A 26,997-nucleotide genomic window follows, 5' to 3' on the forward strand; every position below is an offset into this window, starting at 1 on the left:
CAGACGGTGCTTCGCGTTGGATTGCAGCAACTCTCCAGCCATATAAACCGGAGGGTCGTCAGATAAATGAATGGGAGTCGCCTGCAAGTATTAGGTTTAAGGTATTTTTATTACCTCTAATTGGACTTTGTCGTTGCTTTTTATTTCAGATTCAGTAAATAGCACCGTTTTAAATTCTGAATCATTAACTAGTTTGGCTTGATCAAAAAAGTGCTCTGAGCTTGTCGCATTTGATTGACTGTAAAGCATTCGACTCTTTGCACGGACACCTATTTCTGTAAACTCGAGTAACAGAATAAATCCGTCTCCACCTTTCACCTCATAGCCTCGAGGACTAAGGCCTGTAAATGAAAATTCCGAGGGGCCGGATCCCGAGACGGTACTAAAGCTCCCGGTGATGTTTCCGTACCCGCCCGCAATAGGTATAGATTCGCGTCCTTTTGATAGAGTTTGAATTGAACCTAAAGTCGCTTCTAGTTCAAGATTCGCTGATTCTATGGCCATCACTGCCTGTGCTAATGCCAAAAGATGCAAATCGGTTTGCGAATCAGTGACTTCGGGTAAGCCTGATGGAGTCGTGACAGGATCGCTTGGATCAAACGGTACTTTCCAACAATTTCCGTCGCAGCCAAATCTAAGGCGTCCCACCAAGGCATTCATTGCGTACTCACGAAATATGTGAGTCCCCTTACTATCTATGGAAGCTTTACCATCCCAATTGTCGAGAACGTCACATGCTTGTGAAATGTCTATAGCATTATTTAACAAATTCACTGAAGGATAAGCTCGGCATCGTCGCACAAGATTTTCTTTTACGTCATTCGCAAGGAATAAAGAATAGTCGTTCATTGCGGACGCTAAATCATCTAAATTTACGCCATTTCTCTTTGCCTTTAGCGTCTCTAATAAAGCTAGACTGTGTCTAGTTCGTGCACTTTGCTCATGACCAACCTCGCCATACTGAAGAGAATAGCTTTCAATAGGTTCATCTAGATTCGCCAACCAAGCAGAATCATTTGCATTTTGCACGTAACTTGTCGAATAACGTTTAGGAGTACCTTCAAATGGAATCATACTCGCCCATTCAAATATGTCATCTGAACCATCTAAAACAAAGCCGAACGCGTCATCATTAAAGCGAGCAGGATCGGTATAAATGCTCGACCATGCTTCGTCACTAAATTGTGGAACAGTAGACATATCAGCATAAAAAGTGTGGCCATCGTCGTCCACCATCAAGATATTTTGACTGCCAGTTCGAAAACCTTTTTCATTCAGACTTACAGCCTGTTCAACGCTTTCGGCTTGAGCGAGTGAAAACCAGTATTCTGCTATGTTTGCAGCAATACTTGGTGCGTCCTTTGCGGCAATCGCAGTTTTATTATCTCTGAATTCGACAATGGGCCCATAATGACTTTTAAATAGTGTGCGGCTCAATGAAGCCAAGCTACCGTCTGCTTGTTTGACTTGTATTTGGTAGTTCGAGCGCTGCAAAGAGCGGAGTTGGCCTTCATACTCATAACTAAGGACGGCTTCGTCTTCGCTAGGAATCGTCAAAACATAAAAACTGCCTGCAATAGCATCTGACCAAGTGTGTGTCCATGCAAACCGCTCATTGAAGCCGATAACAGGAGTAACAAAGCCCGGTAAAAACCCTCCATAAACATTTAGCTCTGATGGAATAGTTAAGTGTGCTTCGTACCACTGAAATTGTAACGTGTGAGGCAAATGTGTGTTGGATAACAATAAACTCTTACCACGTTCCGCCATATCCCGCCCAAGCGCCCAACCGTTACTACCAAGGCTTTTACGTGTTTGCGTAGAACTGTTGCGTCGTGTTGCCGCCTCAGTCGTAGTTACAACTCCATCAGCAGTACCTATCTTATTGATAAAGTCACCGATAAATCCCCAATAGCTTATGGATATATTTAGTGCATACACGTCAATTGGCGTTATCGGTTTCGAAAAATGCTCGCAACCTTGTGATTTAATATCGTGTTTAGACAATCCAAAATTAAAGCCTTTTGCGTAACCTTCCATCATGTCTTGTATACGCTGTGGAAGGCTGTCGAAACTTTCTGTGGCTCTGGAATACGTATTTAGATGTAAATGTGCGAAATCACTATTAATGTTCGCATCTTCTGAACCAGCACCAAAGACTCTAGCCCGTTGTGACGCGGATGTGATAACGCCCTCTAGAATGTTACATGCTCTATCCTTTGCCATTACATATCCCAAACCTTCGCCTAAATCTATGTAATTATTAGCACGAATGTGAGGGATACCATAAGCTGTCCAGCGTATCTCCGTGCTATTTTTTAAGACTAAAAAGTCATCAGCAGAATCATTGCAAGCGGTCAGCGTAACAATCATTAATGCAGCAACTAAGAAGGTGATGTAGGTTTTACCCTGATAAGTCATGTGTTTCTCCCTTTATAATATTCTGCATAATAGTGAAGCGAAATCAGGGACCATGTTGTTAATAAGGGTTTAGGCTTTGTGAGTGTTTGTAAAAAGGAATTAAAAAGTGTTGGAACTTGTCGCAGGCTGTCGCAAAAGTTCCAACACGGTTGTTGTTAATTTCAGGTTGTCCTTACAAATGTGCGATCAGTTCTTTTCTTGAACTTTAAGGTTTGTGATGTAGAAGCTAGTTTCGTGTGGTGAAATGGAATCTGCGCCAACAGTCAGCCAAAAACCTCCATTTTCGTCTGTCGTCACTTCAATGCTTTTTCCTACATCAAACTCCATCTCCTGCCATGCGGAGGAATCGTCGCATGTGCCACTGGTTCCAAGCGTACCAGCCACAAACGCTTCATCCCCTGCATCACCGTGTTTGCCCTTGTCAATGGATAATTCGTAAATAAAAAAATCACTGTCTTCAATAACACTGTTGGTTGGTTCAAACGCCGTTGCACCATGCTTAATGAAGACGTCTTTACCATCAGCCACATCCGAGTTGTTGCAATTAGACGGAGTATTTGACAATACTGTGCTAACAATCGAAATTTGCATTGTTTTGTTAGCAGTCAGTCCCTTCACATAGCCAGTTACACCCATAAATAAATCTTTTGACTTATTAACGCCAGATAAATACCAGCCTTGATCATCTTGAAAAGGAACCGGCAGCGTTTTATGGCTTGACACAAGTTCAAATTCTTTCTCATTGTCAACTGCATCAGAGCTTGGCGGATAGTCAGAGAAAAAGGGTGAGAAATTAAGTGCACCTTCATTGAAGTCAAACTCTTGAACAGTATCATCAACCTGTAGCTTTATTGACTTAATGAAATACTCGGTGAAGCCTTCAAAGCCCGAGTCAGTACCCGCAATTAACCAAAAACCTCCGTTTTCATCTGTTTTTACGTCCAGCGGCTCTGATAAAGACATGGTTTTTTCTTTATAGCTAACAGGTAAACCGCAATCTATTCCATTGGCGATATCGCCCACAGTTTTTGCGTTTACTCCTGACTGAATCTGATTACCTTTATCAATATTGGGGCGATACATGGCGGAATTATTTTCACCCAAAATGATATTCTGTGGTTCTTCAGTACTCGCTCCAATCTTCATGAACAAGGCTTCACCTGGCGCACCACCAATTCCAACACAATCTGAGCTCACGTTACTGACAATTGTGACCGACAGCATTACCTCGTAATGCGTTTCTGGTTCCCACCCCGTCGAGTAGCCCTTTATTGACATAAATATATCATCAGAACGATTCATTGACGCAAGATACCAACCAGACTGGGTATCGTAAGGACTAGGAAGTCTCTCGTGCCTCGCGGCTAGTTGATAAAACTCCTCGTTATTCTGGGCTTCTCGGCTTGGATAGTAGTCTGAAAAGACTGCTTTGAAGTTATTGTTAGATTCAGAGAAATCGATTGCGACCTGGGGCGATTCTGCGTCGTTACTCGAACCGCACCCACCAATTAACACGCTAATAAAACCAGCGACCAAACATTTTTTATACATAATTAACCTCCATGAATGAGATAGAAATACTAGAATTTTTCAATGGCTAAAAATGTAATTGTTTGTTGTGAAATCGTTATCAATTGAATAGGTCTAAGTAATTGTAATCTGTCGCGAATTTAATAATCGTTATTGGATTTCCCTTACTACTAGATCTTTGACATACACCTCGGATACACCGAGCGACATCGAGTCTACTCCTACTGTCAACCAGATGCCTCCATTGTTATCGGTTTTTAGCTCAAGCGCTTGTAGAGAGTTACGCCTGAGCTCGGTCCATTCGGGCGAACGACTGCATGCTGCAGTAGTGGCTAGATTTCCCGCCGTAACGGAATCCACACCATTTTGTTCTAATTTGCCTATATCAATCGATAACTCATAAATCTGGTAATCCAAATAAGCAACTACGCCATTTTGCGGCTCGTGCGCGCTTGCTGCATGCTTAACATATACTTGCTCCCCGGGAGTAAAGTCATGGTCGTTACAGTTCTCTGGCGTCCTCGATAAAAAAGTTGAATCAATAAGCACGTTTACACTGGTATTTGGTTTAAAACCCTGAACGTAACCGGTAACTCCCATGAAGAGATCTCTTGAATGGTTTGAGCCCGAAAGCAACCAACCTCGATTCGCCTCAATTGGCGAGGGCAATTGTGTATGGCTAGCTTTAAGCTGGAATTCTTTTTCGCCATTATACGCCTCGGTACTAGGGGGATAATCTGAAAATAGCGGTGAGAATGATGCATCGTTTTCAGCAAAGTTATATTCAATCAAAGTACCATTTACTGTCATATCAACAGACATGATGTAATATTCAGTGAAGCCGGGATATATGGAATCACTTCCTACTGTTAACCAAAATCCACCATTTTCATCGCTTTTCACGTTGATAGAATTTTTCATACTCAGTGTTTTTAGTTGATAAGTGGCTGGCAACTGACAATCCCTTCCATTGGCGATATTACCGACAACGTCGGCATTCACTCCTGATTCGGTGTAGTCTCCTTTGTCAATATTAGTGCGATAGATTGCGTCTTCGTATGTATCGGAGACGACATTGATTGGCTCTTCGCTACTCACACCGAGCTTTACGTATATCTCTTCTCCTGGAGCGATATCAGTGTCATTTCCACTGCAATTTGAGCCAACGTTTGACAAGATTGTCACCGACAGCGATACATCATAATGAGTCTCTGGTTCCCAACCGCTTGAATAACGTTTTATTGACATGAATAAGTCTTCAGAAAAGTTCATACCTTTCAAGTACCAGCCAGATTCCTCTTGAAATGGACTGGGTAAAGGTTGATGACGGGCACTTAGTTGATAAATCGCTTCGTTGCTTACAGCTGGGCGACTAGGATAATATTCAGAAAATATTGATTTAAAACCGTGAGTGGCATCTGAAAAATCAATTGATATAGATGTGGGCTCTAGGTCTTCGTTTGACCCACATCCAATAAGGAGTAATATGAAGCACACTAAAAGACAATATTGTTTATGCATGCAGGTCCCCTAAGCAAGCAATGTTATTTCAGTAATCAAGTAATAAGGAAGTTTGATTCTTTGCTTAAAAGAAACTAATGGATTCGGCGTCTCCAAACTAGCATTAGCAGGGCGCCAAGGGTATAAATAGTGATGCTACCACCAGAGGAAGTCTGCTGTTGCTCACTCGGCATCACTCTCACCCTTGCGAGCACCGGCAAACTTACTTCGATACCATCAGACGTAGTAATCGAGAAAACTAATTCTGTGCTTTGACTAACATAGGGGGTCACTACCTCCAACTGAAAAGTATCCCACCCTATGTTTTCCTGAAAAGAGCGGATACGCGGCCCGTCAACCTGAGACCAGTCCCATGTCAAGGCATCATCGTCAACATCGATACCTTTAAGGCCTATGATCACGCTTTCGCCTGATTGCACGGTTTGAGATGCGATGTTTTGCAAAGTTGGTGCATCGTTTATAGGCACAACGCTTATATTCACTTTCTGTTCAACGCGAGTATCCCCATTACCTGCGACCGAATAGCTCAGTGAATCTAATCCGAAAAAATCTTGATTTGGTACATATCGAATCCAACCATCGAAGACTGAAGCAGTGCCATTTGACGGTTGTTTAGATACGCTGAGAGATGAAGCGTCTATGCCAGTACTTGGCAGTTTCACCAAGCGTTGAGCCGATAGAATAGATTCTTGTGCGGCTAGGTCAGCCTCGATAATAAGGTCAAAATTACCCATATCATTTGAAAGCACATCAAACTCAACTGGCACGTCCTCCAAAGTACTGACGCTATCTGGTTTCGTCACAACTAAACTCGATGGAAACTCAATTTCATAGTTAAGGTCTAATACTCCTGCTGGACTTACGTCAAGGGCAAGGGAAAAGGGAATGTCTGAAATTGGCACAGGTAAAGGAGTACCTTCGATGCCGTTAAAATATGTGGTACCAAGAGTTGCATCGCTATTTTCAGCACCTATGAGAGCATTTAAAGAGCTTGGGATGTCAACGTATCTAAACCATAGCTCATGACTGTTCTTTTTAATAATTACCTGAAAAGTATAGGTATTCATCTCTTCTTCAAAGAAGCCGGTAGGCGCAAGCTCATTCCACTCAACTACTAAGTATTGAATGCCGTCTAAGGATATTTCCTGAACGTATATTGAACCTGAGCCTGAGTCAGAGGGGTCGTTGGGATCTAAGAGATCAAAATCTGACCATAATGGTGCAATGACATTATTAATATTGTCTGCGCTAGGCAGTTTAAGGCCTTGATTCGCATCGAATGGCCCAAGGTCTCGTTTGCCGGCAATAATGAATCCATTACTAGAAACAGTGAGCCCTGAATAGCTTTCACCATGATAGACAAATGGGAAATCAATGGTGGTCGAAAAATTAAAACACCCATTATCACAAGCGATCGGCAGTGCACCTCGTTCTGCTAGTGAACCGATGTCCAGACTCGGTGATTCAAACAATGTCATTTCACCCTCGAGTAAGTTACCTGACCACCTTAGATTCCCTTCTTCACTAATTCCTACTCGCGTCGTTTTGCCGTTGGTCACAACAGCTTCAACGCTGCCCTCAATAAAGCTTGCATTGCCTGACAAGCCTATTCTTAACGAGGGACTTCGCGTAAAGTCGATATTGGAAACGCGCGTGGTTGCCTTAAGCTTTTCTGTATCAATATGCGTTACACTGGAACTCAAAGCTCGCGTATCGCTGTTGTCGTTAGCATATATTGCGATAGGAATGGTGTTTGTATGATCTCCATCCGTACTAATCCTAATGTCTCCGTACACCCAAGTACCAGGAGGAACGTTTGAGGTGTTGACTGTCATCGAAAAGCTTTGTGAATCACCAATTGTTCCACGTTCAGTCAACTGAGCTGAAGCAATATCAATTGAATATTCAGCATTTACGTCAGAGAAAACTGCGTCAACGTAGACATTAACGGGCGCTGCACTAACGTTTGTAATCCGATTATCAAATCGACATTGCCCAACACATGAACCATGAGCATGAGAATTCGATTCAAAAACCACTTTGGTGCCCAGAGCAGCAGGAATGTCGAGCATTCCTGCGCCAACCTCAAAAGGTGATGTATTTCCTTGTAGCTTTTGAACCGAATCGTTTGCTGTTGACGTTAGCGCAGATTTTATCCACTTTGCAGACCAACCATAATTTTGTTGCCGTATAAGAGCTGCGGCCCCAGAAATCATAGGCGTTGACATACTGGTGCCAGTTTTGAGCGCAAACACAGGAGCGGTCTCAGCTATAGCACTAGCGAAAGGAAATACTACATCGGGTTGTGGGGCTGAGGCCGATAGAATGTCTGTTCCGGGCGCTATAATATCGGGTTTTAATACATTGGGATTACTGTTGGGGCCAGTAGAGCTTCCTGGATACAAAATGTTATTGAGTTCTTTATTGACAAGGGGGACTCGAACACCGCTAATTGTGATCTGTCGCTCTCCATCTGACACCATTTCTTTTAACTTTTGCGCATCGTTGAAGAAAAGTCCAAACAAAGGTATATCGAATTCATTTTCAAATTGATTGAAAGGGCGAACCAAATCAAAATCGGATAGCGTGTCCTGATATAATAATAAGGCTTCTGCCCCTGCATTCATCGTATTCGCTACTATTGTTTCCAATAAACACTGATTTGAGTAACGAATTAACGGCGCTTTACCAACCAGACTCATATTGGGTAAAGAGGCGCAAACATCTATTGCCTCGTCACTCAGGGAATCTAGCGAAATAAGGTCCAAAGATTTATCTTCGAATGAAAGGATATTTTGGCCGGTTGTTGCCGCAAACCTCTCTTCACCAATGGTAATCTGATGTGCAAACACCCGCCCATGCATACTGTTGGCAACCGTAATCCCCGATTCAATGCACCCTGGGCAGTTTATTGCGGCTGTAACGGCTCCGGTATTGCCAGCGGAACTCACCATGACCACGCCTAATTCCTCTGCACGTCGAAATACATCACTAAATACACTATCTTCTGGTGAGCCATCCTGAATCGCGCCCCACGAGTTGTTAATTATGTCGGCACCATCGTTTACCGCATTCTCAAGTGCCTCCAATAACATTGAATCTGAACCAATGAGCAACCCTCCACTGTTAAAAAGCGCTTTATAAACCATCAGCTGAGCGCCAGGTGCTACTCCTGCAATATCGACCTCAACGCTGTCAAATTCGACTCGAACTGGGTTTCCTGCTGCAATTCCAGCAACATGGCTACCATGTCCGTTAGTATCTAGCGGCGTTAAATCCTCTTCTGAATAAAAAATATCGTCGGTTGGCATAGAATAACGGGCAATAATAATTTTGTTATTACAAAAGTTCGCGTCTCCATCAGGCGAACGACAGTAGTCAGGATTTTGCGAAAGCCATTCGTTCGAACTTAGATCTGGCGCTTCAAATCCATCATCAGAAAACATAGGGTTTTCTGGACGGATGCCAGAGTCAATAATTGCAATCTTTACTCCTCTCCCAGCTTCGCTCACGCCACCTAGTAATTGCCATGCTTCTGCCGTTTTTGTGACAGTATGGCTTTGGTCAAGATGTGAATAGCGCAGCCGAACGGGATAGACCCGCTCCACTTGAGACAAAGACTTTATTAGATCTAGCCCACTTTCATCAGCTGTCACATCAATTGCGTTAATTAAGGTCTTGAATTGCCGATGCACCTCAATTGAGCTATTGCGACCTTTCAAGGTTTCAATCATTCTATTTTGTTCCTCGGCCAAACTGATGCTCGAGTGCTTGAGCACAGAGCTCTCGCTTGCAGAGGGGCTCGACTTCAGAACGACAATGTATCGATTATCAATTACTTTAGCGCTTGCACAGTAAGACAATGTAAGCGCCAATGCACAAGCCCACAATAATTTGACACGTTTTAGTTTGACAAGCACAGTCATTCCTCATTTATGCAATAGTGTTTATGGTAAATTCAGCGAAAGTATCAATGTTCAGCTTAGAGATAAGTCAGCAACTAATCTGTTACCTTTTCTATAAGAAACGTAAGAAAATGTAATCTCACCTGAACAATCAAGCAGGAATTTCTTTAAAAATTAAGAGTGATCCCAATTGATGGAAATATACCAATACCATCCTCAGATTCGATTGGTGTGTTGCTTAAGCTCTCAGTGCCATCGGGCGCATAAAAATAGCCAATAACGTTCTCGTTATTGGTCGCGTTTATAAGTGCCATTGTGAAGATAGCTTCGTTTGAGAAAGCGGTGAATGTATACGCAGCCTCTACGTCTAAACGAAAATAATTGGGAAGGTTTCTGCTGTTTAATGGTCCATAGATGGGTAAAAAGCTATTTTCATGATTTGGATTCTCTCGTAGGCCCAAAATTGGTGTATATCTAGCGCCATCTCTAGCGCTTAAGCGAAGACCAAAATCCCAGCTGTCTGTGTATTGATACTGTAAAACCATATTAACAATCCAAGGCGTGTCCAATACATAATCGCTTGTTTCCTGAGTAAGTTCGTCAGTTCGATCACTTTTAGAGTAGCCGAGTGAAAACCAGCCATACCAGTTGTTAGTTAAATGTTTGTTAACAAGTAATTCTGCACCGTAAGCCGCACCTGAAATATCATTTGTAAAATTTGCGTTTACTGTGGAAAGACTTTCGTCGTTATTGGCACGTCCAAGCTCGCTTAAATCTTTTGAGTAGAGCTCTAATGTAACATCCCAATCCTCTTTCCAGTCATAGGAGAATCCACCCACTATATGGCTCGCCAAATAAGGATTTAGGTGTCTATTTCCAATTTCAGGAATGACTTGCTCAATATTTGGAAACTGTGAATATTGACCAAATCTAGAAAACGCGCTTAGACGTTCAGATATATCCCATGTTAACGCCAAACGAGGATGAAAATAGGTTTCTTCGGTAAAGTTGTCGTGCTCAATACGCGCGCCAAACTCTACATCAAGAAAATCAGTCAAGACAAAGCGATCTATTGCGTAAAAACCAATCGTTGTAAAAGTAAGACTGTCGCTCGCTTGGACGCGCTCACCCCGATTACCTAAGCAATCGGCTGTTGTATCAGTACAATTGTAATTAAAAAAATCGAATGCATAGTCAATGTCATTGTGAAGCACATCGAGACCAAACGAAATTCGATTTTTAGAAGAGCGTTGCCAGTCCAATAGTATCCGAAGGTTAGTTTCTTCATCGTGTAATGACACGAACTGGTTATCTCCAAAGGTGTCCTCATTGTCTGTTGACGTGTGACTTAATATACTTCTCAAATAGATATCGTCACCAAAGTATTCATGCTCGATACCTTGGGTTGCAAACGAGCTTGAAACCGCAGCATCTCCTATATTATCAGGGTTTATACGCCCCTCTTCTGATGCTGAGGAAATATTCGCTGCTCCACGATCGCTCGCTCCATGAGCTGCAAATGTTAACTGATGGCGTGTATTAATATTCCACTGATATTTACTTTGATAGTCATCGCTTTGCGGTGCCCGCAAGATGGTAATGCCATCATCCTCATCACCCTCAGGTAGAAAAAATTGAACGAGAGAATGCCGATAACTGGCATAAAACTGTTGGTCTTCATTGACGCTTCCCTCAACAAGAAGCCCGGTTTTCAAAAAACTTAAATCAAATCGCGTTCGAATTGACTGAGACTTTGGGTCTCGAAGATACACATCAAATACACCGCCGGTGCCCCCTCCATACGAGGCATCGAACCCAGCCGCATTAAATCGAAAATCTTGCAGCAAATGCTCATTAAAAATGCTATCGCCAAACAAATGAAATATGTAGTCTACAGGTATACCGTCTATAAAAAATACGTTATCGTCTGGCGAAGAGCCTCTCACCGCTGGTTCGCCTCCAAAATCACCGCCAGCAAAAATCACACCTGGCAGTGAAAATACAGCGGCAAGCGGATCTCCGTCAATTCCTGCTATCTTAAGAAGCTTTTTAGTATGCTCTGTCGGCTCAGATCTAACGTTTGACCGTTTCATTTCTATCGAAATAACTTCTATCTCACCAGCTCCATTGGGCATGCCTTCGCTTTTGCCATGCGCATTGATAGAGACCGCCATAACACCAAAAATAAGCCCGCCTAAACATAAATAATTGCTTTGGTCGATTATCATAAGTCTGTCCTTACTAATATTGTGAGGCGCAGAATATGGGCATTTTGGCGTAAAGACTGTCCGTAAAGTGTCTAAAAAATGATAGAGGTCTTACAGTTTTTATACACTTATATCATCAGGGCTGTGTAAAATAGAGAACACTTTAATACCGATTCATTAACGACCGGATCCCCATAGTACATGGCAATTACTAGCCGCATTGGCCACTCTTTATGTGTATTAGCAGTCTTACTACTGAGCACTTGCGGTTCGTATGCAAACGAATCGGAATTAGAAATTGATTGGACTCTTTACTTCAACCTAAACTTTACCCTGCTTGATGGACAATATGTTGGACCACAACAAAGCCAACCAGAGGATTTTGTTGGACTTGGCATTGGTTTAGATTTTTACGTCGGGAACTTCTTTATAGAAAGTGACAATCAATTTCGTAGGAGCGCTACCGCTGGCACGCTTGGTTACAGAGCCTACAGTAGCGAGTCTTTTCAGTTTGATGTGTTGTTGGGACAAACCTATATCTATGGCCTGTCCGAAAATATCGGAAACGTATATAGAGAACCGCCAAGCAATGAACTTGACGGTATAGAAACCCGGAAGGATGATTTTAGTCAAGGATTCCGTTTTGCTTTCTTCAATGATAATAGCGCTTGGTGGGTCGATATTGCCAGTGGAGTAGCGTTGAATACCCATGAAGGTTCACTAATCGATGCTTATTATTCCAAGAGGTACCAAGTACGCAATTGGGACTTACAGCTTGGAGCAGGGTTAACTCTTTTTTCAAGTAACGTCATCAATTACTACGCTGGGGTTTCTGAAGAGGAGCAAACCGCCTCGCGTGTTCAATACGAGGCTGACAGTGGCTACCGCGTTATGCTTGAAGCGGCTGCACAGTATCCTATAAGTGAGGATTTCCTGTTTAGAGTCAACTTAACGCGCAGCCAGTTTTCATCGGCGTTTCACCGAAGCCCTCTTTATGAAAGTGCCTCAAGGACATCGCTCGATGTTAGTGTGGTTTATGTTTGGTAAAAGGAATATTTTCGCGCTGCTGATACCGTTAATTTGTGCGGTAGTTTTTGACGCAAACGCAGCCAACAGAGCCGATAAGCCATTCACGTACCTGGCGGTTACCCCGCTTAAATGTGTAACCCTGTCTAAAGGCAGAGACTGCTATGCAGATGTGAATATCTCGTGGAGTACACCTACACCCAAAAACGTGTGTTTGTTTGTTGACTACATAGACGATCCCATTCGGTGCTGGAAATCCCAGAGCAAGGCAGAGCTAAAATTTGAGTTTATTCACCCACAATCGGCTTATTTTTATTTGAGAGATAGCGATTCAAATATAAGGCTTACTGAAAAACAATTAAGTGTGAATTGGGTTCACGAGAGAGAACGTCATAAGCGTCGCTGGCGCGTTTTTTAACACTGTGTAACGGAGACTTAAGTATGGCTTATTATTCTAATTTACTTTTAGTGGAAGACGATATTGCCCTTGCTTCATGGATTATGGAATTTCTCAGAAATGAAGGTTTCGGCGTAGTCCATGTTGAACGCGGTGACTTAGTTGTTAATGCAATGCGCAAAGAACACTATAACCTCATATTGCTTGATTTGATGCTGCCCGGACTTAATGGCATTGAAGTATGCAAAAGAGTGAGAGAATTTAGCAACATTCCTATCATCATGTTGACAGCAAAAGTAGACGAGCTAGATGAGGTAGTCGGTTTAGAAGTTGGCGCAAATGATTATGTTACAAAGCCAGTGCGACCACGAGCTTTACTAGCAAGAATTAAAGCCGTTTTACGCGACCGTGAAATGGAAAAAACGATTAGTAAAGATGTTCTTAACTTCGGAAAACTTACAATCGATAAATCATCAAAACGCGTTACCCTTGACGACACTGAGGTACCGGTATCGACGAGCTTATTCGACTTTTTATGGTTGTTAGCATCTAATTCTGGGCAGGTTGTAAGTCGTGAGGAAGTGTTTCAGGTTCTTAAGTCTAGAGAGTATGATGGCCAAGACCGACGCTTCGACGTAATGGTGTCGTCACTTCGCAAACTATTGAATGATGACAATAAGCATTATGAGCGCATTAAGACAATTTGGGGAAAAGGCTACCTATTCGTATCTGACGCCTGGGACAACTAGGTTCTATTATGTATCGAATGTTGACTTTAAACATCGTCGTAACCGCTATTTTCACGCTTTTTATATTTAGCTCATTGCTCGATGCGTTTTCAGATGATGTATTAACAGCGCACAGTGCGGAGTCTTCATTTATCAGCTCTCGGCTAGTCTCAGGAATAGCAAATCGCCTATCGAGGACGCCTGTGGCAGATTTATACAGTGTTGCCCAGTCGATAAATGAAGACTATGGACTATCAGTTAAATTAGAACAAGCCAGTGAATACGCTCTTTCTAAAGACTTGCTTCTGAAGCTTTCTAGCGCGGAAGGGTTGGCGCTTGAAACGGAAAACGAAACTTTTATATTGAAGTCCATTGCCAACCATCCAAATCTAGTCTTACGAATACCCACCGCACGACCTGCAGAAAGTCCTCGCAGAAGAGACTTATTGTTAACCATATCCTTTTATGTTGGCTTGGGGTTAGTGATGATGCTGTGGACTCTACCACTTATCAAGAGACTATCTGCACTTACCGACGTTGCTCAAAAGTTTGGCGCGGGCGACCTGTCGTCGCGTATTAAAGTCTCGAAATATTCATACATTAAAGAGCTTGAAAATAGGTTTAATAAAATGGCTTCGCAGGTTGAACACTTGCTAGAGGAAAACAAGCTCCTTGCGAGTGCTTTATCTCATGATATACGAACACCACTTGCATGCTTTAGATTTGGTTTACATGCCAGCCTTGAGGAAGACGATGTCCAGAAGAAGAACAATTATTTACATCGTATGAACAACGACTTGACGAATATGGAAAATATGCTTGCGGCATTTTTAGAGTTCGCAAAAATGGAAAGATATAGTTTAGAGCTACAGTTCGAGAATACGAATTTCGCGGATTTCTTATCCACAATTGTCAATGATATGACAACCTTAGCCAAAAGGCGCAACAAGCATTTATATCTAGTTCTCGATTCTAAAACTATTAGCGTTAAAATCGATAAAGTGTGGATGTATCGTGCTATCGCGAATCTAATATCGAATGCCTTAGACTATTCTGAAACAAAAGTCGAAGTGACACTTAGGATACGTTCCCAAGGCAGTATCAGCTGCATTATCTCGGACGATGGCGCTGGAATTGCCGACGCTGACCGCCATAGAGTATTTGACGCATTCGTGCGACTGGACACAAGTCGCAAACGAAATGGTTCAAACTATGGCCTTGGACTTGCTATTGTCAAACGCGTTTGTGAGTGGCATGACTTTGACATACAACTTCTCAAGTCAGATGAAAAAGAAGAGTTACCAAGTGGAGCATCATTCGAGCTCTCTACCGAAATTTTTAGTGAGATGTAACTTAAAAAAGCACTCCAAAGCAAGACTTTAACCCAATATTACAAGATCTATCCATTATCTTACAAAGACTTACAATACCACTATGTGAACACAGTTATACTATTTTCAGATAGACCGTCTGGAGAATACTTGTGTATAACGGATTAACGATTTATGGGTCTAGCCTTTCGGCTAATTTCAGAAAAGTTGAGGCTGTTTGCCAATACCTAGAACTTAAATATGAACACATAGAAGTTGATGTGTACAAAGGTGAGGGCGCTAGTGCATCGTATGGGAGCATAAACGCATTAGGGCAAATTCCATCGATGCAATATGATGTGTATACGCTGACGGAATCTAACGCTATTGTTAAGTTCCTTTGTCAAAAATTTGCAAATTTCAAGCTATACAGCAGTGATGTTTGGAAACAAGCGATAATCGATAAATGGCTCTTTTGGGAGTCAGGCCAGTGGCAACCTATTCTATCTGATATCATGGCTAAACAAGTAGGCTCTTACGTTTTTGAACTTGAAAGTGCGAACCAAACTACAAACTGGGATGATGAACGAGTTCTAAGACAACTATGCTATTTAGAAAACTCATTCGAGAATAAGTGGCTATGTGGTGATACTTTGACGATTGCGGATTTTTCTGTTGCTGCTATGACAACCTATTTTAATGCCACTGGATTTCCCGAACACTTATATCCAAATATCTCAAAATGGCTGGCTCGCCTAAACAATACTATTGCATGGCAACGCACTATACACAAGCTGTGGTCATGAGTTTTCTCAGATCGCTTCCGTAGCAATCATTCGCATTAATACATTTGAACACTGCAATGACTAATTGTAATTGTATGCAATTGCAGTGCATTAGCGCACAAGGAGACAGAGAATATGTATCATCCAAGATTTTATGGTCGCTACGAAGATATTGGCGCAAAATATGGACAACTTATTTCGCAAAAGGTTAAGGATTTTGAACTACCGGTGCTAAATGATGACCTCGAGCAATTTGGAAAGGCGAGCATCTCATATCTTTCTGACTTTTACCCCGAAGTCATCGATGAGATATCAAGCTTTTCAGAAGCGTTGAAGATTCATCCCAATCGCGTGTTATCCTTCCTATTGAGCTTGATCGCACAAGATTTTCAAGGTCGCTGTAGTGTCTTTGCAAAAGTAACAGATAACGGCGTCTTCTTTGGAAGAAATTATGATATGCCAAAAGCGTTCAAAAAGTACTCAGAGAGCAGCTTAACGGCTGCGAAAAACACCTTCATTCATATCTCTCAGTCAGACGTATTTATTGGTAGATGTGATGGTATCAATGAAAAAGGCCTTGCAATCGGGATGTCATATGTCGACACACAAACCAAACGGCCAGGTGTAAGTTTTCATTTTATTGTAAGGCGCGTTTTGGAATATGCTGAAAACGTCATCCAGGCAATCGAAATAATTAATGATGCGCATGTATCAAGCGCAAACAATTTCTTAATTGCTGATAAACACGGCGACATATGCATTGTGGAGTCTTCCCCTCAAACTAGCAATGTCATAAAGCTAAAGTCTCAAGAAAACAGCCTTCATATAACCAACCACTTTAAATCAAGACCAATGCGGGCGATGCAACGTAGTCAGTTAGATTGGTCACTGTCGGCTCAAAGATCATGCCGTTTAAAAGAACTTTTAAAGAATCAACAGTCATTTGACATTGAAACGACAAAAAAGGTGTTAGCCGACACACAAGTATGTTTGAAGTTAAAGGAATATGCTTTCGAGACCATTTGGTCTACCGCAGCAAACCTCAGCACCTTAGACATATCGCGCTCAGAGGGCTATCCCAAGTCAAGCAAATTTAAACAAGATACACGTATGAACAGATTTCTAATGAAAACCATCGCATAAAATACGAAGCTTAGGTCACTCTATTCATTCGTTAAAACAATGCCATGCCTTGCGCATAATTTTTAAGAAGTAGGAGATCTATCACCATAATACCCGTCTGAGGCTTTACATTTTTTAACAGTTTTCCCTATATTTAAGCACAGTAATTGTGCGCTTTAGTAGGCAAACTACTCATACTAAATTATGGAGAATTAGTATGAGATATCTTTGGTTATTTGTATGTACTTTCATCCTTTGGGGCTGCAATGACAGCGAGGAATTGCGTGAGGTCGATACCATTATCGACAGTACAAAGGTGACATCGCAGTTCTTTAATGGGAACACTGATTACGTTTGGGATCGGATGTCTGAGCAACTGCGGCGCTATCATGGTTCTAAAGACAATTTTCGAGCGTTCCAACAAGGAGTGATAAGCGAACACGGTGGCCGCTTCAATGTTGATCAATCTGAATTTTTTAAACTTGATCAAGTCAACTATTACGACATATCAGGGAAAGCCCAAAAGCAGACAGGTCAAAACAGACTTGCGCTCCATATGTCATTTACCAATAAGAATGGAGACAAACTACTTTCTTTGGACTTTCGAGAGACATCCATAGCATCAATTCTAGGTGATCAAACATACGCTCCACAAAACACATGGGACTTTCCATTCGAAGGCGAATACTTGACATGGTGGGGCTCAAATAGTCATCTTTCTAATGCTAACGTTCAGGATAAGTCAACAGCCTTTGGGCTAAATTTTGTGAAGATAGTTGATGGTAGGCACTTTATTGACTCGGGCCGAAGAAATAGTGATTACTATTGCTGGGGCAGAAGCATTTTCGCGCCGCAAGATGGCACGATAGTTGGGTTAAGAACGGACTTGAAAGACAATGAACCAGGCCAGAAAAATCCAGATTCAAATTTAGCTCATGGTAACTTTGTAGTCATCGATCATGGCAATTCGGAATTTTCCGTAATTTCACACCTTCAGCAAAATAGTGTCACGCTGAAGCTAGGGTATAAAGTGAAGAAAGGCAGTTTAATTGGCGCTTGTGGTAATAGCGGCTCAACACCATTTCCACAGATTCGAATGCATCTGCAAGACAGTTCGACACTTTCAGGCGAGTCGCGCGGGAAAGGTCTACCAATCAAGTTTGAGAGCTATTATCTTGATGGTAAAGAAGTAAAAGACATTTCACCAAAGCGCGGTAGCGTAATAGAACCCATTATTTAAATATCATCATGAGCAACGCCAAGCTAAACAAGCCATATATCGATGCTAGTATTTCGATTTTGTACCCCCTGTGTGCCATTGTTCTTGTCTTTGAACTCAATATAGAGCCAAGCATGTTTTATGTGCTTGCATCGCTTCCATTTGCTTACATTGCCATAGAATATCTTTTCATTAATAGAATCATTAATTGGCTAGTGGCTTTCTTCAGTCTCCCTCTGTTACTACAAGCAAAACAATCAATGGGAATGCTGCCAACATTTGAGTCATACCTTCCTATGTCTGTTGCGTTTGATTTTGTTCTGATCATTATTTTTGGAACCATTTGCTGTCGTATAAATATATGTGAGCTATTTTTGAAACAATGGCTTCTGTTAGAAAATGAATACCAAGACATACAGCCAGCGCTAAAGCACTATGATATTGAGCAGGGTGTGGCACTCGGGCTTTCCATTCTCACTATTACCGTACTCGTGTGTGCAGGATTTTACAGAGTCATTACACCAGCTTCTAATGGTGATTTCTCAGCGGGTCATAGCCTATCTCACGCTGCACTAATGACTCTTTTCTTATTCTACAGCCTTAGCGCCTCGAGTTTACTCATATTTATAAAATCACTTAAGGGATTAAGCACCAAATTATGCAGATGCAGCTTAACCAGCGAGGCAGTAAAACACGCATTATCACCCTTTGCGACGAGTCAATGGAAATCCGAAACGACGGATTTAAGAACATCATTAAATGATGCTGGTCAAAAAACTGTTGCTATTGTTGGTGCAGGTGCAGCGGGTATGATTTGCGCATATCAATTGCAAAAAAAGGGTTACGAGGTACTGTTGCTCGAAGGAACATCAAAGGCAGGTGGCAGAATGGAGAAGAATGACCAACTAGCAGACTTCCCAATCTCTTTAGGTGCACAATGGTTTAGCGGCGAACAAGCTGACTTGCAGAAGTTCTTTATTGAGTTGGGCCTAGACCTAGGTGCATTGCCATGCGCATATCCTTATAAATCTAATACTAAATATTTAACTTACTCAAGAGAACGAACGCAGGAATACATTTTAGGAAGCTACAAAGACAAAACATTCCGAAATGCATGCTGGATGTCGGTATTTGAGGAGCATGTCCTACCGGCTATAAACAAGTGTATCTATTACGAAACTAGTGTAACGTCAGTCGACTATACTAACGAGGACGTAAAGCTTGAGACTACCAAGGGAGTGTTTAATGCTGATACAGTGATTATCACAGCGCCAATCTCAATTCTGCAACAACGCATACTCACTTTTAAACCTGAGCTTCCTTATTACAAGCGAGCAGCCTTGGCTCGATTGAAATACTGGAAAGGAATAAAGGTCTTCATGAAGTTTTCCAATTGTTTTTATCCAAAGTTTATTGAGAACAAAGACATCAGGACAATTGATGGATATGCAGTATTTTACGACGCGGCTCACGAACAAACTGCGCAAGATCATGTACTAGGATTCATCTGCGCAGGTAGCGAAGAAGTGGTCGACCAATATTCAACAGCAGAACCCGATAGCTTAATCGCAAAGCTGCTTCTGCAGCTTGATGTGCTCTTCGACCAAAAGGCAACGAAGTATTTTCTTTCATACGAACTAAAGGATTGGTCACAAGAAGTACACGCCCAAGGAGTATACGTTTCAGACTTTGCGAATCCACTTCTTGTTAAACTTATGTCTTATCCCGTGAAAAGGACGGTTTTTTTCGCTGGTGATGCATATACAAATGGGTTTGATTGGGGATATGTTCATTGCGCTATCTCATCAGCAATAAATGCTGCTGACGAAGTTTCTGAGTTGCTGAACTCGAAATAGACTATCGAACACATATCTGAATAGCATGCAGGGCAAAATTCAGTGGGACCCCGCTATTTTTTGAAAAATATACTACTACGCCCAATTGAGAAACTATGCGTCGCGCTAAGTCATCTAGTTTTTTAGATAGTCAAAGCTCCGCTTTAACTGCGCTATCTCAGCACCTTGAATCAGAACCTGATAAACTTTTAGTAACTCTAGGTCTATAAGGACGTGAATTGGAATACCTGTTGGTGCTGTTTGCAGCACTTCTGCACGCAAGCTGGAATGGACTGTTAAAACACAGCACTAGCCGTGTCGTGTCTTTATCATTTAATCGGCTTGTTGGGGTAGTTCTAGGAGTCTGCTTAATTGCGTATTTACCTCCTTTAGAAATACAAGCTTGGCCGTATCTATTGATAGCGTGTGCCGTACATATTATATATTTTTTTAGCTTAATCTCAGCCTATCAGCATGGGGATTTTTCGCAGGTGTATCCTCTATCCAGAGGGGTGGCACCTGTCATCATATTAATTGCGGGTTGGTTATGGGGAACTGATCATCTAGGTCGGTATGAGATTCTAGGCATTATTATCATCTGCTTAGGTATTATTTTACTCGCGGGGCGATTAACGAGTAGTGATAAACACGCCCTATTTTTTGCTGGCATCACGGCATGTTGTATTGCAGGCTACACGCTTGCAAGTGGCATGGGAGTTAGACAAGCTTCGCACTTTCTTACATATGCGGCGTGGCTAGAAACCCTATCGGGGCTTGGCTTTATTATCATTGCCACAATTCGATATGGACACCAACAAATGTGGCAAGACATTACCTTCAGTAAAGTGAAATGGGATATGTTAAGCGGACTACTAGCCACCGGCGGTTTTGCGGTTGCATTGTGGGCAATGTCGACCATTCCTATTGCAACGGTTGCAGCCTTAAGAGAAAGTAGCGTTGTCTTTGCAGCAATTATTGCTTGGCTGTTTCTTAATGAGCGCTACGGAATAAAGCGTATTATTGCTTCAACCATGGTGTTTTTGGGGATTGTTGTTCTGCTCTTAGGAAAGCAGATCACGCTTTTTTAAGTGCACCAAATCTTGTTGAGCTTGAAAACAACACCAATAGGCATAACCATACAAAATAGTTATGCCATTAAAACAAAACACCGCAACTTTAAAGGCTAAGATGCAAGTGAATGACGACCTAATTCACTGATTGATTTTGCCCCTGTTAATGTCATTGCGACCCGAATCTCCTGCTCATACAAATTTAGCAAGTTGGCGACCCCGCCCTCGCCTTGCGCCGCTAACGCATAGATATACGAGCGACCGAGCATGGTGCAGTCTGCGCCTAGTGCTAGCATACGCACTACATCCAAACCGTTTCTTATGCCTGAATCGACGAAAAGTTTTAGCTCGCCTTTTACCGCATCTGCAATAATGGGAAGTGCTTTTGCTGAGGACATTGCGCCATCGAGCTGCCTGCCGCCGTGGTTGGATACAACAATACCGTCGGCACCGAAGCTGACCGCGTCTTTGGCATCATCTACATCTAAAATTCCTTTGATCACTAACGCGCCATCCCAATAGTCCCTTATCCACTCTAGATCTTGCCATGAGATGGATGGGTCAAAATTGTCCCCTAGCCAACCAATGTAGTCCCCCAGCGCAGTCTTCATACCGCGATAAGTTGAGATATTTCCAAGATCGTGTGGTTTGCCCATTAAGCCAACATCTATCGCCCAAGATGGATGCAGCATGGCCTGAAGTACTCTTCGAATTTCGGCGTGTTTGCCACTCATGCCTGAGTGCATATCGCGGTAGCGCGCACCGGGCGTGGGCATATCTACAGTAAAAACCAATGTCGTAACGCCCGCTGCCTTCGCGCGTTGCAACACATTTTTCATAAAGCCTCTGTCTTTTAACACGTAAAGCTGAAACCACATGGGACGCTCAATAGCCGGGGCGACTTCTTCAATCGGGCATATAGACACCGTTGACATGGTAAAGGGAATGCCTTTATCAGCCGCTGCTTTAGCCGCCTGCACCTCTCCCCTTTTTGCATACATACCGGTCAATCCAACAGGTGATAAGGCGATAGGCAACGATAAATGCTCGCCAAAAATATCAAGGCTCAAGTCAAGATCTGACATATTCCGCAGCACTTTTTGCTTGAGGGCAATGTCCTGCAAATCTGACACATTATTGCGAAGCGTATTTTCGTTGTACGAGCCCCCATCAATATAATGAAAAAGAAACGGCGGTAGTTTAGCTTTTGCAGCTGCTCTATAGTCGGTTGATGATGAGATGATCATTTACTACTTGCCCTTATTTTATTGGCTAATTTCATGCAAAACCTCATGCAGAAGTAACACGCTTGGGTCTGAAATATATACATGCGCCCTATCTCGATTGCCTGGCTGACCATACCATGAAAGGTAATAATCTTCGCCCTTTGGCCCTTTATCGCCACGGCCTTTAAATACGCTCAGCTCAAGCTCTAATTCAGTTGAGGCAAATATGTTGCGGTTTGATTCGCCAGCGATGGATTCAATCTCAGGCGGGTACAGATACGCACTCTCTGTGTCTAATGTCTCTAGGCTGTTTGCATCCAACAAAAAGCGAATTATGTTGTCGTCACGCCTGACTAATACACCGATGGTGCCTTCGTCTATAACTTCAGGTGCGAAGGGTTGAATGGGGAAGCGCCCTAAGGAACCACCACCGCCAAAGTCCCACCTAAAGTCTTTCCAATCGCTTATTTGCACGCTACGCCACTCGCTTCCTTCTTTACGCGCAACGAACATTTGCGTATTGCCATTTTCATCATACTTATGATAGGAAATAACTTGCCGCTTTTTTTGGTCGAAGCCTATTTTCACGTTGTTATTAATCATCCCGCCTTTGGGCGGAACAGGATCAACCACTTCTGTTTTATCCAAGGTAAGCGGTAATTCAATGGCTTGACCGTTAGAATCTTCCCAGCTTACTAAATCAGGGCTTCGGGCGTAAGATAGACTATGGTTGGTAGAGGCATCGGGAGTATTGCGCCATACCCAAATTAGATGGAAGTTGCCGTCTGGCCCATAAATTGGACCTTCAAAGTAAGCGCTCATTTTGCCCTCACCGTCTAAGAATTGATTACTGTGCAGGCGCGACCACGTTTTACTGTCAACATCGTATATATTGTAAATTTCGCTACCGTTTCCACTTCCGCCATCGCGATATTTTAGCAACAGTTCTCCCGCTTGATTCAACATGAAAATAGGATAAGTCACACGGCGCTCCAGCTCTCTATCCACCATCACTTCTATACGTTTTAAAGACCGCACGTTGTAGGGTTCAGACATCCTAAAATATTCAATAGGATTTGCGTGCATGTTGCCAGTTACATGCAGGTATCCATTGCTGTCTAACTCCATCGTCACATAATTATGACTGTCCCATCCCAACCAGCTATCAACTTTAAAATAGTCCCATACTTTTCCCAGCTTTCTATGTGCAACGGTCATCTGACGATTGCTGTCAAAGTATGCAACAAATTGGTGTTCGCCTCTGGTCAATAGAAACGGCTTAATTCGATGTCCTGACCAGGCATGATCCATCGCAAGAGAGCGAATTTCTGCTTTTGCGTCGTTTCTCGTATTTGCGCTAACGCTTGTTGTCGCGCTTGAAACACTTAACACACATGCGAAAGTGAAGACTAAAATCCATTTATGAGAAGCAGCGCGTCGCTTCAATGGGCTATTAAGCATGGTTTGAATCGCTATAATCATGTTTGATCGTGCTCCTTTACAATGCATGTTGAGCTTGTTCGCTTAGTTGCTTGAAATAAGGGTTACCTTCATAGTTTGAAACACTTGACCACTGCGCGTTTTGTTGAGGCAAGTGCTTGCGTAAAGATGCTTTAATTGCATCATGCGCAGGATTAGACGCTAAATTGTGCCACTCATCTGCATCTTGCAAATGATCGTATAGCTCCTCGCTCCCATCCGCATATTGGATATATCGATATCGCTGGGTTTTGACGGCATGGTTGTTCGGCCCATAAGTCGTGACTGGAGCATGATCCCAAGATAGGTTTGGCTGAATTAATAAGGGGCTAATGTCCCTTCCCTCATTTTGCGGGTTTTCAGGTAAGTCCGCCATTTTGACTAAGGTCGGATAAAGGTCTAGTAAACTCACCGCTTGATTTGTTACTTGCATTGTCTTTGCTGTTCTGCTGTTTTTTGGCGATTTAATGATCAGGGGCGTGCGTGTGGCTCGTTCCCAAAGCGTCATTTTTGCGAACTTACTTTTTTCACCGAGTGAATACCCATGATCGCCCCACAGCACCACTGCTGTGTTGTCTGCATACTGCCCATTCTCAAGTGCATCAAGCACTATTCCAATGCATGAATCAACAAAAGACACGCTGGCTAAATAAGCTTGAACCATATTTTTCCACTCATCGTTTTCGATGGCCCATTCTGTTGTTGGCATCATCGGATGTTCACTTATGGCCTTTGCAATATCAGGTACGTCGTCTAAATCATTTTGTAAAAATGGCGGAAGCGTTACGCCTTCCAATGGATGCATATCAAACCATTTTTTAGGCACATACCAGGGTACATGGGGCCTTAAAAACCCACCGGCCATAAAAAACGGTTTTTCGTGATCAGTGCTAAGCTGCTGGGCAAGCCACTGCGCTGACTCATAGTCGGGCATTTGCTCGTCGGCTTCGGGGAATGCGCCCCAATCAGTATTGGTTCGTTTGTCGTGCCACTTCATTCGTTTTTCAGGGTATGGACCAAATCCGGCCTCTCTGCCGCCAAAATCATCAAAACTACCATCGGCTACCCCTTGATGGAACACTTTGCCCACCGCTGCAGTGTAATAGCCATGCCGTTTAAAATACTCACTTATGAAGGTAGACTGAGACGCTTTAAGGTTGGCCGTTTTAATATCGTTATCGCGAACATGGCCATAAATCCCTGTGCTTGCAGGTGAAAGCCCAGTCATCACGCTCGCGCGAGATGGCCCGCAAAGTGGCGCAGGAGCATGGGCGTTTGCGAACACCGTTCCTTGTTCTGCGAGTCGGTCAATATTGGGAGTTTTGGTATTTGGATGGCCCCCTAATGGACCTACCCAATCGTTAAGATCATCGACTATGAGCATTAGTATATTCGGATGCGTCTTTTGCAGTCTGGTCAGCCAATCCGCATTGCAGGCAGTAAGCGATGCGGCAAGCCCCGCGGTGCCAAGCATAAAATGACGTCTGTTCATCTCGAACGCTCCAATTAAAAATAACTAAACTTCACAATAAGCGTTTAACAAATCACTAACATGAAATTTGCATTAACGCTCATCATAGTGCAATATCAATCAATTGTGTACAGCGGAAATGCTATTTATAAAGATATTTAATTTAAGTCGATGATATTCATCACCAAACAACTCTCTCCAAAGCGACAAAATTCTGAATACAGGCTTGCTTGGAGAATCAACAATGGTCTATTGTCTGAACAAGACAAGTTAACCAATGTCTGAGAAAGTTGGGTCATGCATACTTGTTAGACCGTAATGAATTACATTGTCCTGCAATCGCTAAGGCCGATTTATGGCCAATTAATCAGTCACTCATATAGATAATTTGAAATTTTGGGAAGAAGATATGACACATCGTTTCGCTGCAATATCACAGAAGACTTCATTAAAAACCGCATTATTGTTTGCTGCATCTAGTCTCTTTTTCACGGGCTGTAGTGACAGCAACACGTCGAACGCACAAGCAACATCAATGGAACCGTCAGATACAGCACAAACTGCACAAAGCAACGCACCAAAAGTGATGGCCTATGGACGTTTTGTACCCGAACGAAATGACGATTTTGCGTGGGAAAACGATAAAGTCGCTTTTCGAGTTTACGGGCCTGCCGCGCCACTCAAAGGCCATTCAAGTGGCGTAGATGCTTGGTTTAAAAAGGTGGATTACTCCATTATTGACAAGTGGTACGAGGGGCATTTAAACGGCATTTCATATCATGAAGACCATGGCGAGGGATACGACCCCTACCACACGGGTATTAGTCGTGGCGTGGGGGCCACCGCTATTTGGATAGACGACAAAGCCTATGCAGCGCATAGCTTTAAAAGCTATCAAGTGAATGAAAGCGGCGGCGACAAGGTGTCTTTTACTCTCCAATATGAATGGTATACACCGCTTGGCATTGTGAAAGAGATGAAAACGGTATCGCTTCCGTTGGGCACGCAATTGTTCCAGGTCGACTCGATATTTACATTAGACGGCGAACCCGCTTCATTACCTATTGCAATTGGTGTAGCAACCCATGATGAAAAAGCAGAGGTGTTTTTTAACGAAGAAACGGGACGTATTTCAACGTGGGAAGTCATTCATGACTACGGTGTAGGCACCGGTGCATTACTTGACCCTCAGCGTGTGGAAGGTATTGAGCACATAGCCAGTGAAGTCAAAGATGAAAGCCATATTTGGATGTTTACCTCTAGCGATGACCAAGGAAAGCTGTCATATAAAGCTGGGTTTGCATGGGAAGGTGCGGGTGAAATCACAAGCAACGAACAGTGGCAAGACTACTTAGATCGCCTCTAGCGTGATCTAGGCGATACCATCGCCACGAAGGTTCAAATACCAATGGAAGATACCATGGAAAAAGTCGCATTTGTGATGACCCTGCTACCGGGTCATCAAGCTGAGTATAAGAAACGTCATGACGAAATATGGCCAGAGCTGAAAGACGAACTTAAAGCAGCGGGCATTTCAGATTATTCCATTTATTTTGAAAGCGAATCAAACAAACTCTTTGCTGTATTGCGTCGCACATCCGATCATTCAATGGAGCTGCTACCCATGCAGCCTATCGTGCAAAAATGGTGGGCGTTTATGGCTGACATCATGGAAACCCATCCCGACAATCAGCCCGTTACCACTCAGATTGAAACTGTTTTTCATATGGAGTAGGCACAAATCA

19 protein-coding genes are annotated in these 26,997 nt (G+C 42.8%); 11 read left to right on the plus strand and 8 right to left on the minus strand.

Translation table 11 applies throughout. From position 1 onward, the window contains the following. Window positions 1-96: 96 nt before the first annotated feature. The 5 genes from PN836_RS06310 to PN836_RS06330 form a co-directional block, all read right to left on the minus strand. The gene (locus PN836_RS06310) at window positions 97-2,421 is read right to left on the minus strand and encodes a penicillin acylase family protein (protein WP_395344398.1); all 2,325 of its coding nucleotides are present in this window, start codon (window positions 2,419-2,421) and stop codon (window positions 97-99) included. 186 nt (window positions 2,422-2,607) lie between these two features. Beyond that, a complete protein-coding gene (locus PN836_RS06315; protein ID WP_395344399.1) occupies window positions 2,608-3,972 on the minus strand; it encodes a hypothetical protein in 1,365 nt (454 codons plus the stop codon). A 129-nt stretch (window positions 3,973-4,101) separates the two neighbouring features. After that, the gene (locus tag PN836_RS06320; protein WP_395344400.1) at window positions 4,102-5,472 is read right to left on the minus strand and encodes a hypothetical protein; all 1,371 of its coding nucleotides are present in this window, start codon (window positions 5,470-5,472) and stop codon (window positions 4,102-4,104) included. Between the two features lie 74 nt (window positions 5,473-5,546). Next, the gene (locus PN836_RS06325; protein WP_395344401.1) at window positions 5,547-9,392 is read right to left on the minus strand and encodes a S8 family serine peptidase; all 3,846 of its coding nucleotides are present in this window, start codon (window positions 9,390-9,392) and stop codon (window positions 5,547-5,549) included. Between the two features lie 152 nt (window positions 9,393-9,544). Next, on the minus strand, window positions 9,545-11,605 hold the full coding sequence (locus PN836_RS06330; RefSeq protein WP_395344402.1) for a TonB-dependent receptor plug domain-containing protein: 2,061 nt from the start codon (window positions 11,603-11,605) through the stop codon (window positions 9,545-9,547). Window positions 11,606-11,785: 180 nt separating this feature from the next. Here PN836_RS06330 and PN836_RS06335 point away from each other — a divergent pair, with 180 nt between their 5' ends. The 9 genes from PN836_RS06335 to PN836_RS06375 all read left to right on the plus strand — a co-directional run bounded on the left by PN836_RS06335 (window position 11,786) and on the right by PN836_RS06375 (window position 21,094). Continuing rightward, the gene (locus PN836_RS06335) at window positions 11,786-12,631 is read left to right on the plus strand and encodes a MipA/OmpV family protein (RefSeq protein WP_395344403.1); all 846 of its coding nucleotides are present in this window, start codon (window positions 11,786-11,788) and stop codon (window positions 12,629-12,631) included. Continuing rightward, the gene (locus PN836_RS06340) at window positions 12,606-13,028 is read left to right on the plus strand and encodes a DUF3019 domain-containing protein (protein ID WP_395344404.1); all 423 of its coding nucleotides are present in this window, start codon (window positions 12,606-12,608) and stop codon (window positions 13,026-13,028) included. The genes PN836_RS06335 and PN836_RS06340 overlap by 26 nt, the downstream gene beginning before the upstream one ends. Window positions 13,029-13,051: 23 nt before the next feature. Continuing rightward, a complete protein-coding gene (locus PN836_RS06345) occupies window positions 13,052-13,756 on the plus strand; it encodes a response regulator (protein ID WP_395344405.1) in 705 nt (234 codons plus the stop codon). 17 nt (window positions 13,757-13,773) lie between these two features. After that, a complete protein-coding gene (locus PN836_RS06350) occupies window positions 13,774-15,087 on the plus strand; it encodes an ATP-binding protein (RefSeq protein WP_395344406.1) in 1,314 nt (437 codons plus the stop codon). A 131-nt stretch (window positions 15,088-15,218) separates the two neighbouring features. Then, window positions 15,219-15,851: a glutathione S-transferase family protein gene (locus PN836_RS06355; protein WP_395344407.1), complete on the plus strand. Its 633-nt coding sequence runs from the start codon at window positions 15,219-15,221 to the stop codon at window positions 15,849-15,851. Between the two features lie 114 nt (window positions 15,852-15,965). Beyond that, entirely contained in the window at window positions 15,966-16,973 is a 1,008-nt protein-coding gene (locus tag PN836_RS06360; RefSeq protein ID WP_395344408.1) for a C45 family autoproteolytic acyltransferase/hydolase, read from the plus strand. A gap of 196 nt (window positions 16,974-17,169) precedes the next feature. Beyond that, window positions 17,170-18,192 carry a M23 family metallopeptidase gene (locus tag PN836_RS06365; protein WP_395344409.1) on the plus strand — a complete coding sequence of 341 codons (1,023 nt, stop codon included), beginning with the start codon at window positions 17,170-17,172 and terminating at the stop codon, window positions 18,190-18,192. 8 nt (window positions 18,193-18,200) lie between these two features. After that, window positions 18,201-20,027 (plus strand): flavin monoamine oxidase family protein, encoded by a 1,827-nt coding sequence (locus PN836_RS06370; protein ID WP_395344410.1) that lies wholly within the window; start codon window positions 18,201-18,203, stop codon window positions 20,025-20,027. A gap of 218 nt (window positions 20,028-20,245) precedes the next feature. Continuing rightward, window positions 20,246-21,094 carry an EamA family transporter gene (locus PN836_RS06375; protein ID WP_395344411.1) on the plus strand — a complete coding sequence of 283 codons (849 nt, stop codon included), beginning with the start codon at window positions 20,246-20,248 and terminating at the stop codon, window positions 21,092-21,094. A gap of 95 nt (window positions 21,095-21,189) precedes the next feature. On the opposite strand, the gene lldD is transcribed toward PN836_RS06375, so the two are convergent. From lldD to PN836_RS06390, 3 genes are read right to left on the minus strand one after another with little or no spacing between them, the layout of a single operon-like run. Next, on the minus strand, window positions 21,190-22,323 hold the full coding sequence (lldD, locus tag PN836_RS06380; protein WP_395344412.1) for an FMN-dependent L-lactate dehydrogenase LldD: 1,134 nt from the start codon (window positions 22,321-22,323) through the stop codon (window positions 21,190-21,192). Between the two features lie 18 nt (window positions 22,324-22,341). Beyond that, window positions 22,342-23,784, minus strand: a complete 1,443-nt coding sequence (locus tag PN836_RS06385; protein WP_395344413.1) for a BNR repeat-containing protein — start codon at window positions 23,782-23,784, stop codon at window positions 22,342-22,344. A 16-nt stretch (window positions 23,785-23,800) separates the two neighbouring features. Then, entirely contained in the window at window positions 23,801-25,273 is a 1,473-nt protein-coding gene (locus PN836_RS06390) for a sulfatase (RefSeq protein WP_395344414.1), read from the minus strand. Between the two features lie 388 nt (window positions 25,274-25,661). On the opposite strand from PN836_RS06390, the gene PN836_RS06395 reads away from it, so the two are divergent. Together PN836_RS06395 and rhaM are read left to right on the plus strand one after the other, a co-directional pair. Beyond that, complete coding sequence (locus PN836_RS06395; RefSeq protein WP_395344415.1) at window positions 25,662-26,618, plus strand: DUF4861 family protein; 957 nt, start codon at window positions 25,662-25,664, stop codon at window positions 26,616-26,618. Window positions 26,619-26,672: 54 nt separating this feature from the next. After that, window positions 26,673-26,987 (plus strand): L-rhamnose mutarotase, encoded by a 315-nt coding sequence (gene rhaM, locus PN836_RS06400; RefSeq protein ID WP_395344416.1) that lies wholly within the window; start codon window positions 26,673-26,675, stop codon window positions 26,985-26,987. The last annotated feature ends 10 nt before the right edge of the window (window positions 26,988-26,997 follow it).

The sequence above is a fragment of the Ningiella algicola genome (genome assembly GCF_028401415.2).
Classification (GTDB): Bacteria; Pseudomonadota; Gammaproteobacteria; order Enterobacterales; family Alteromonadaceae; genus Glaciecola.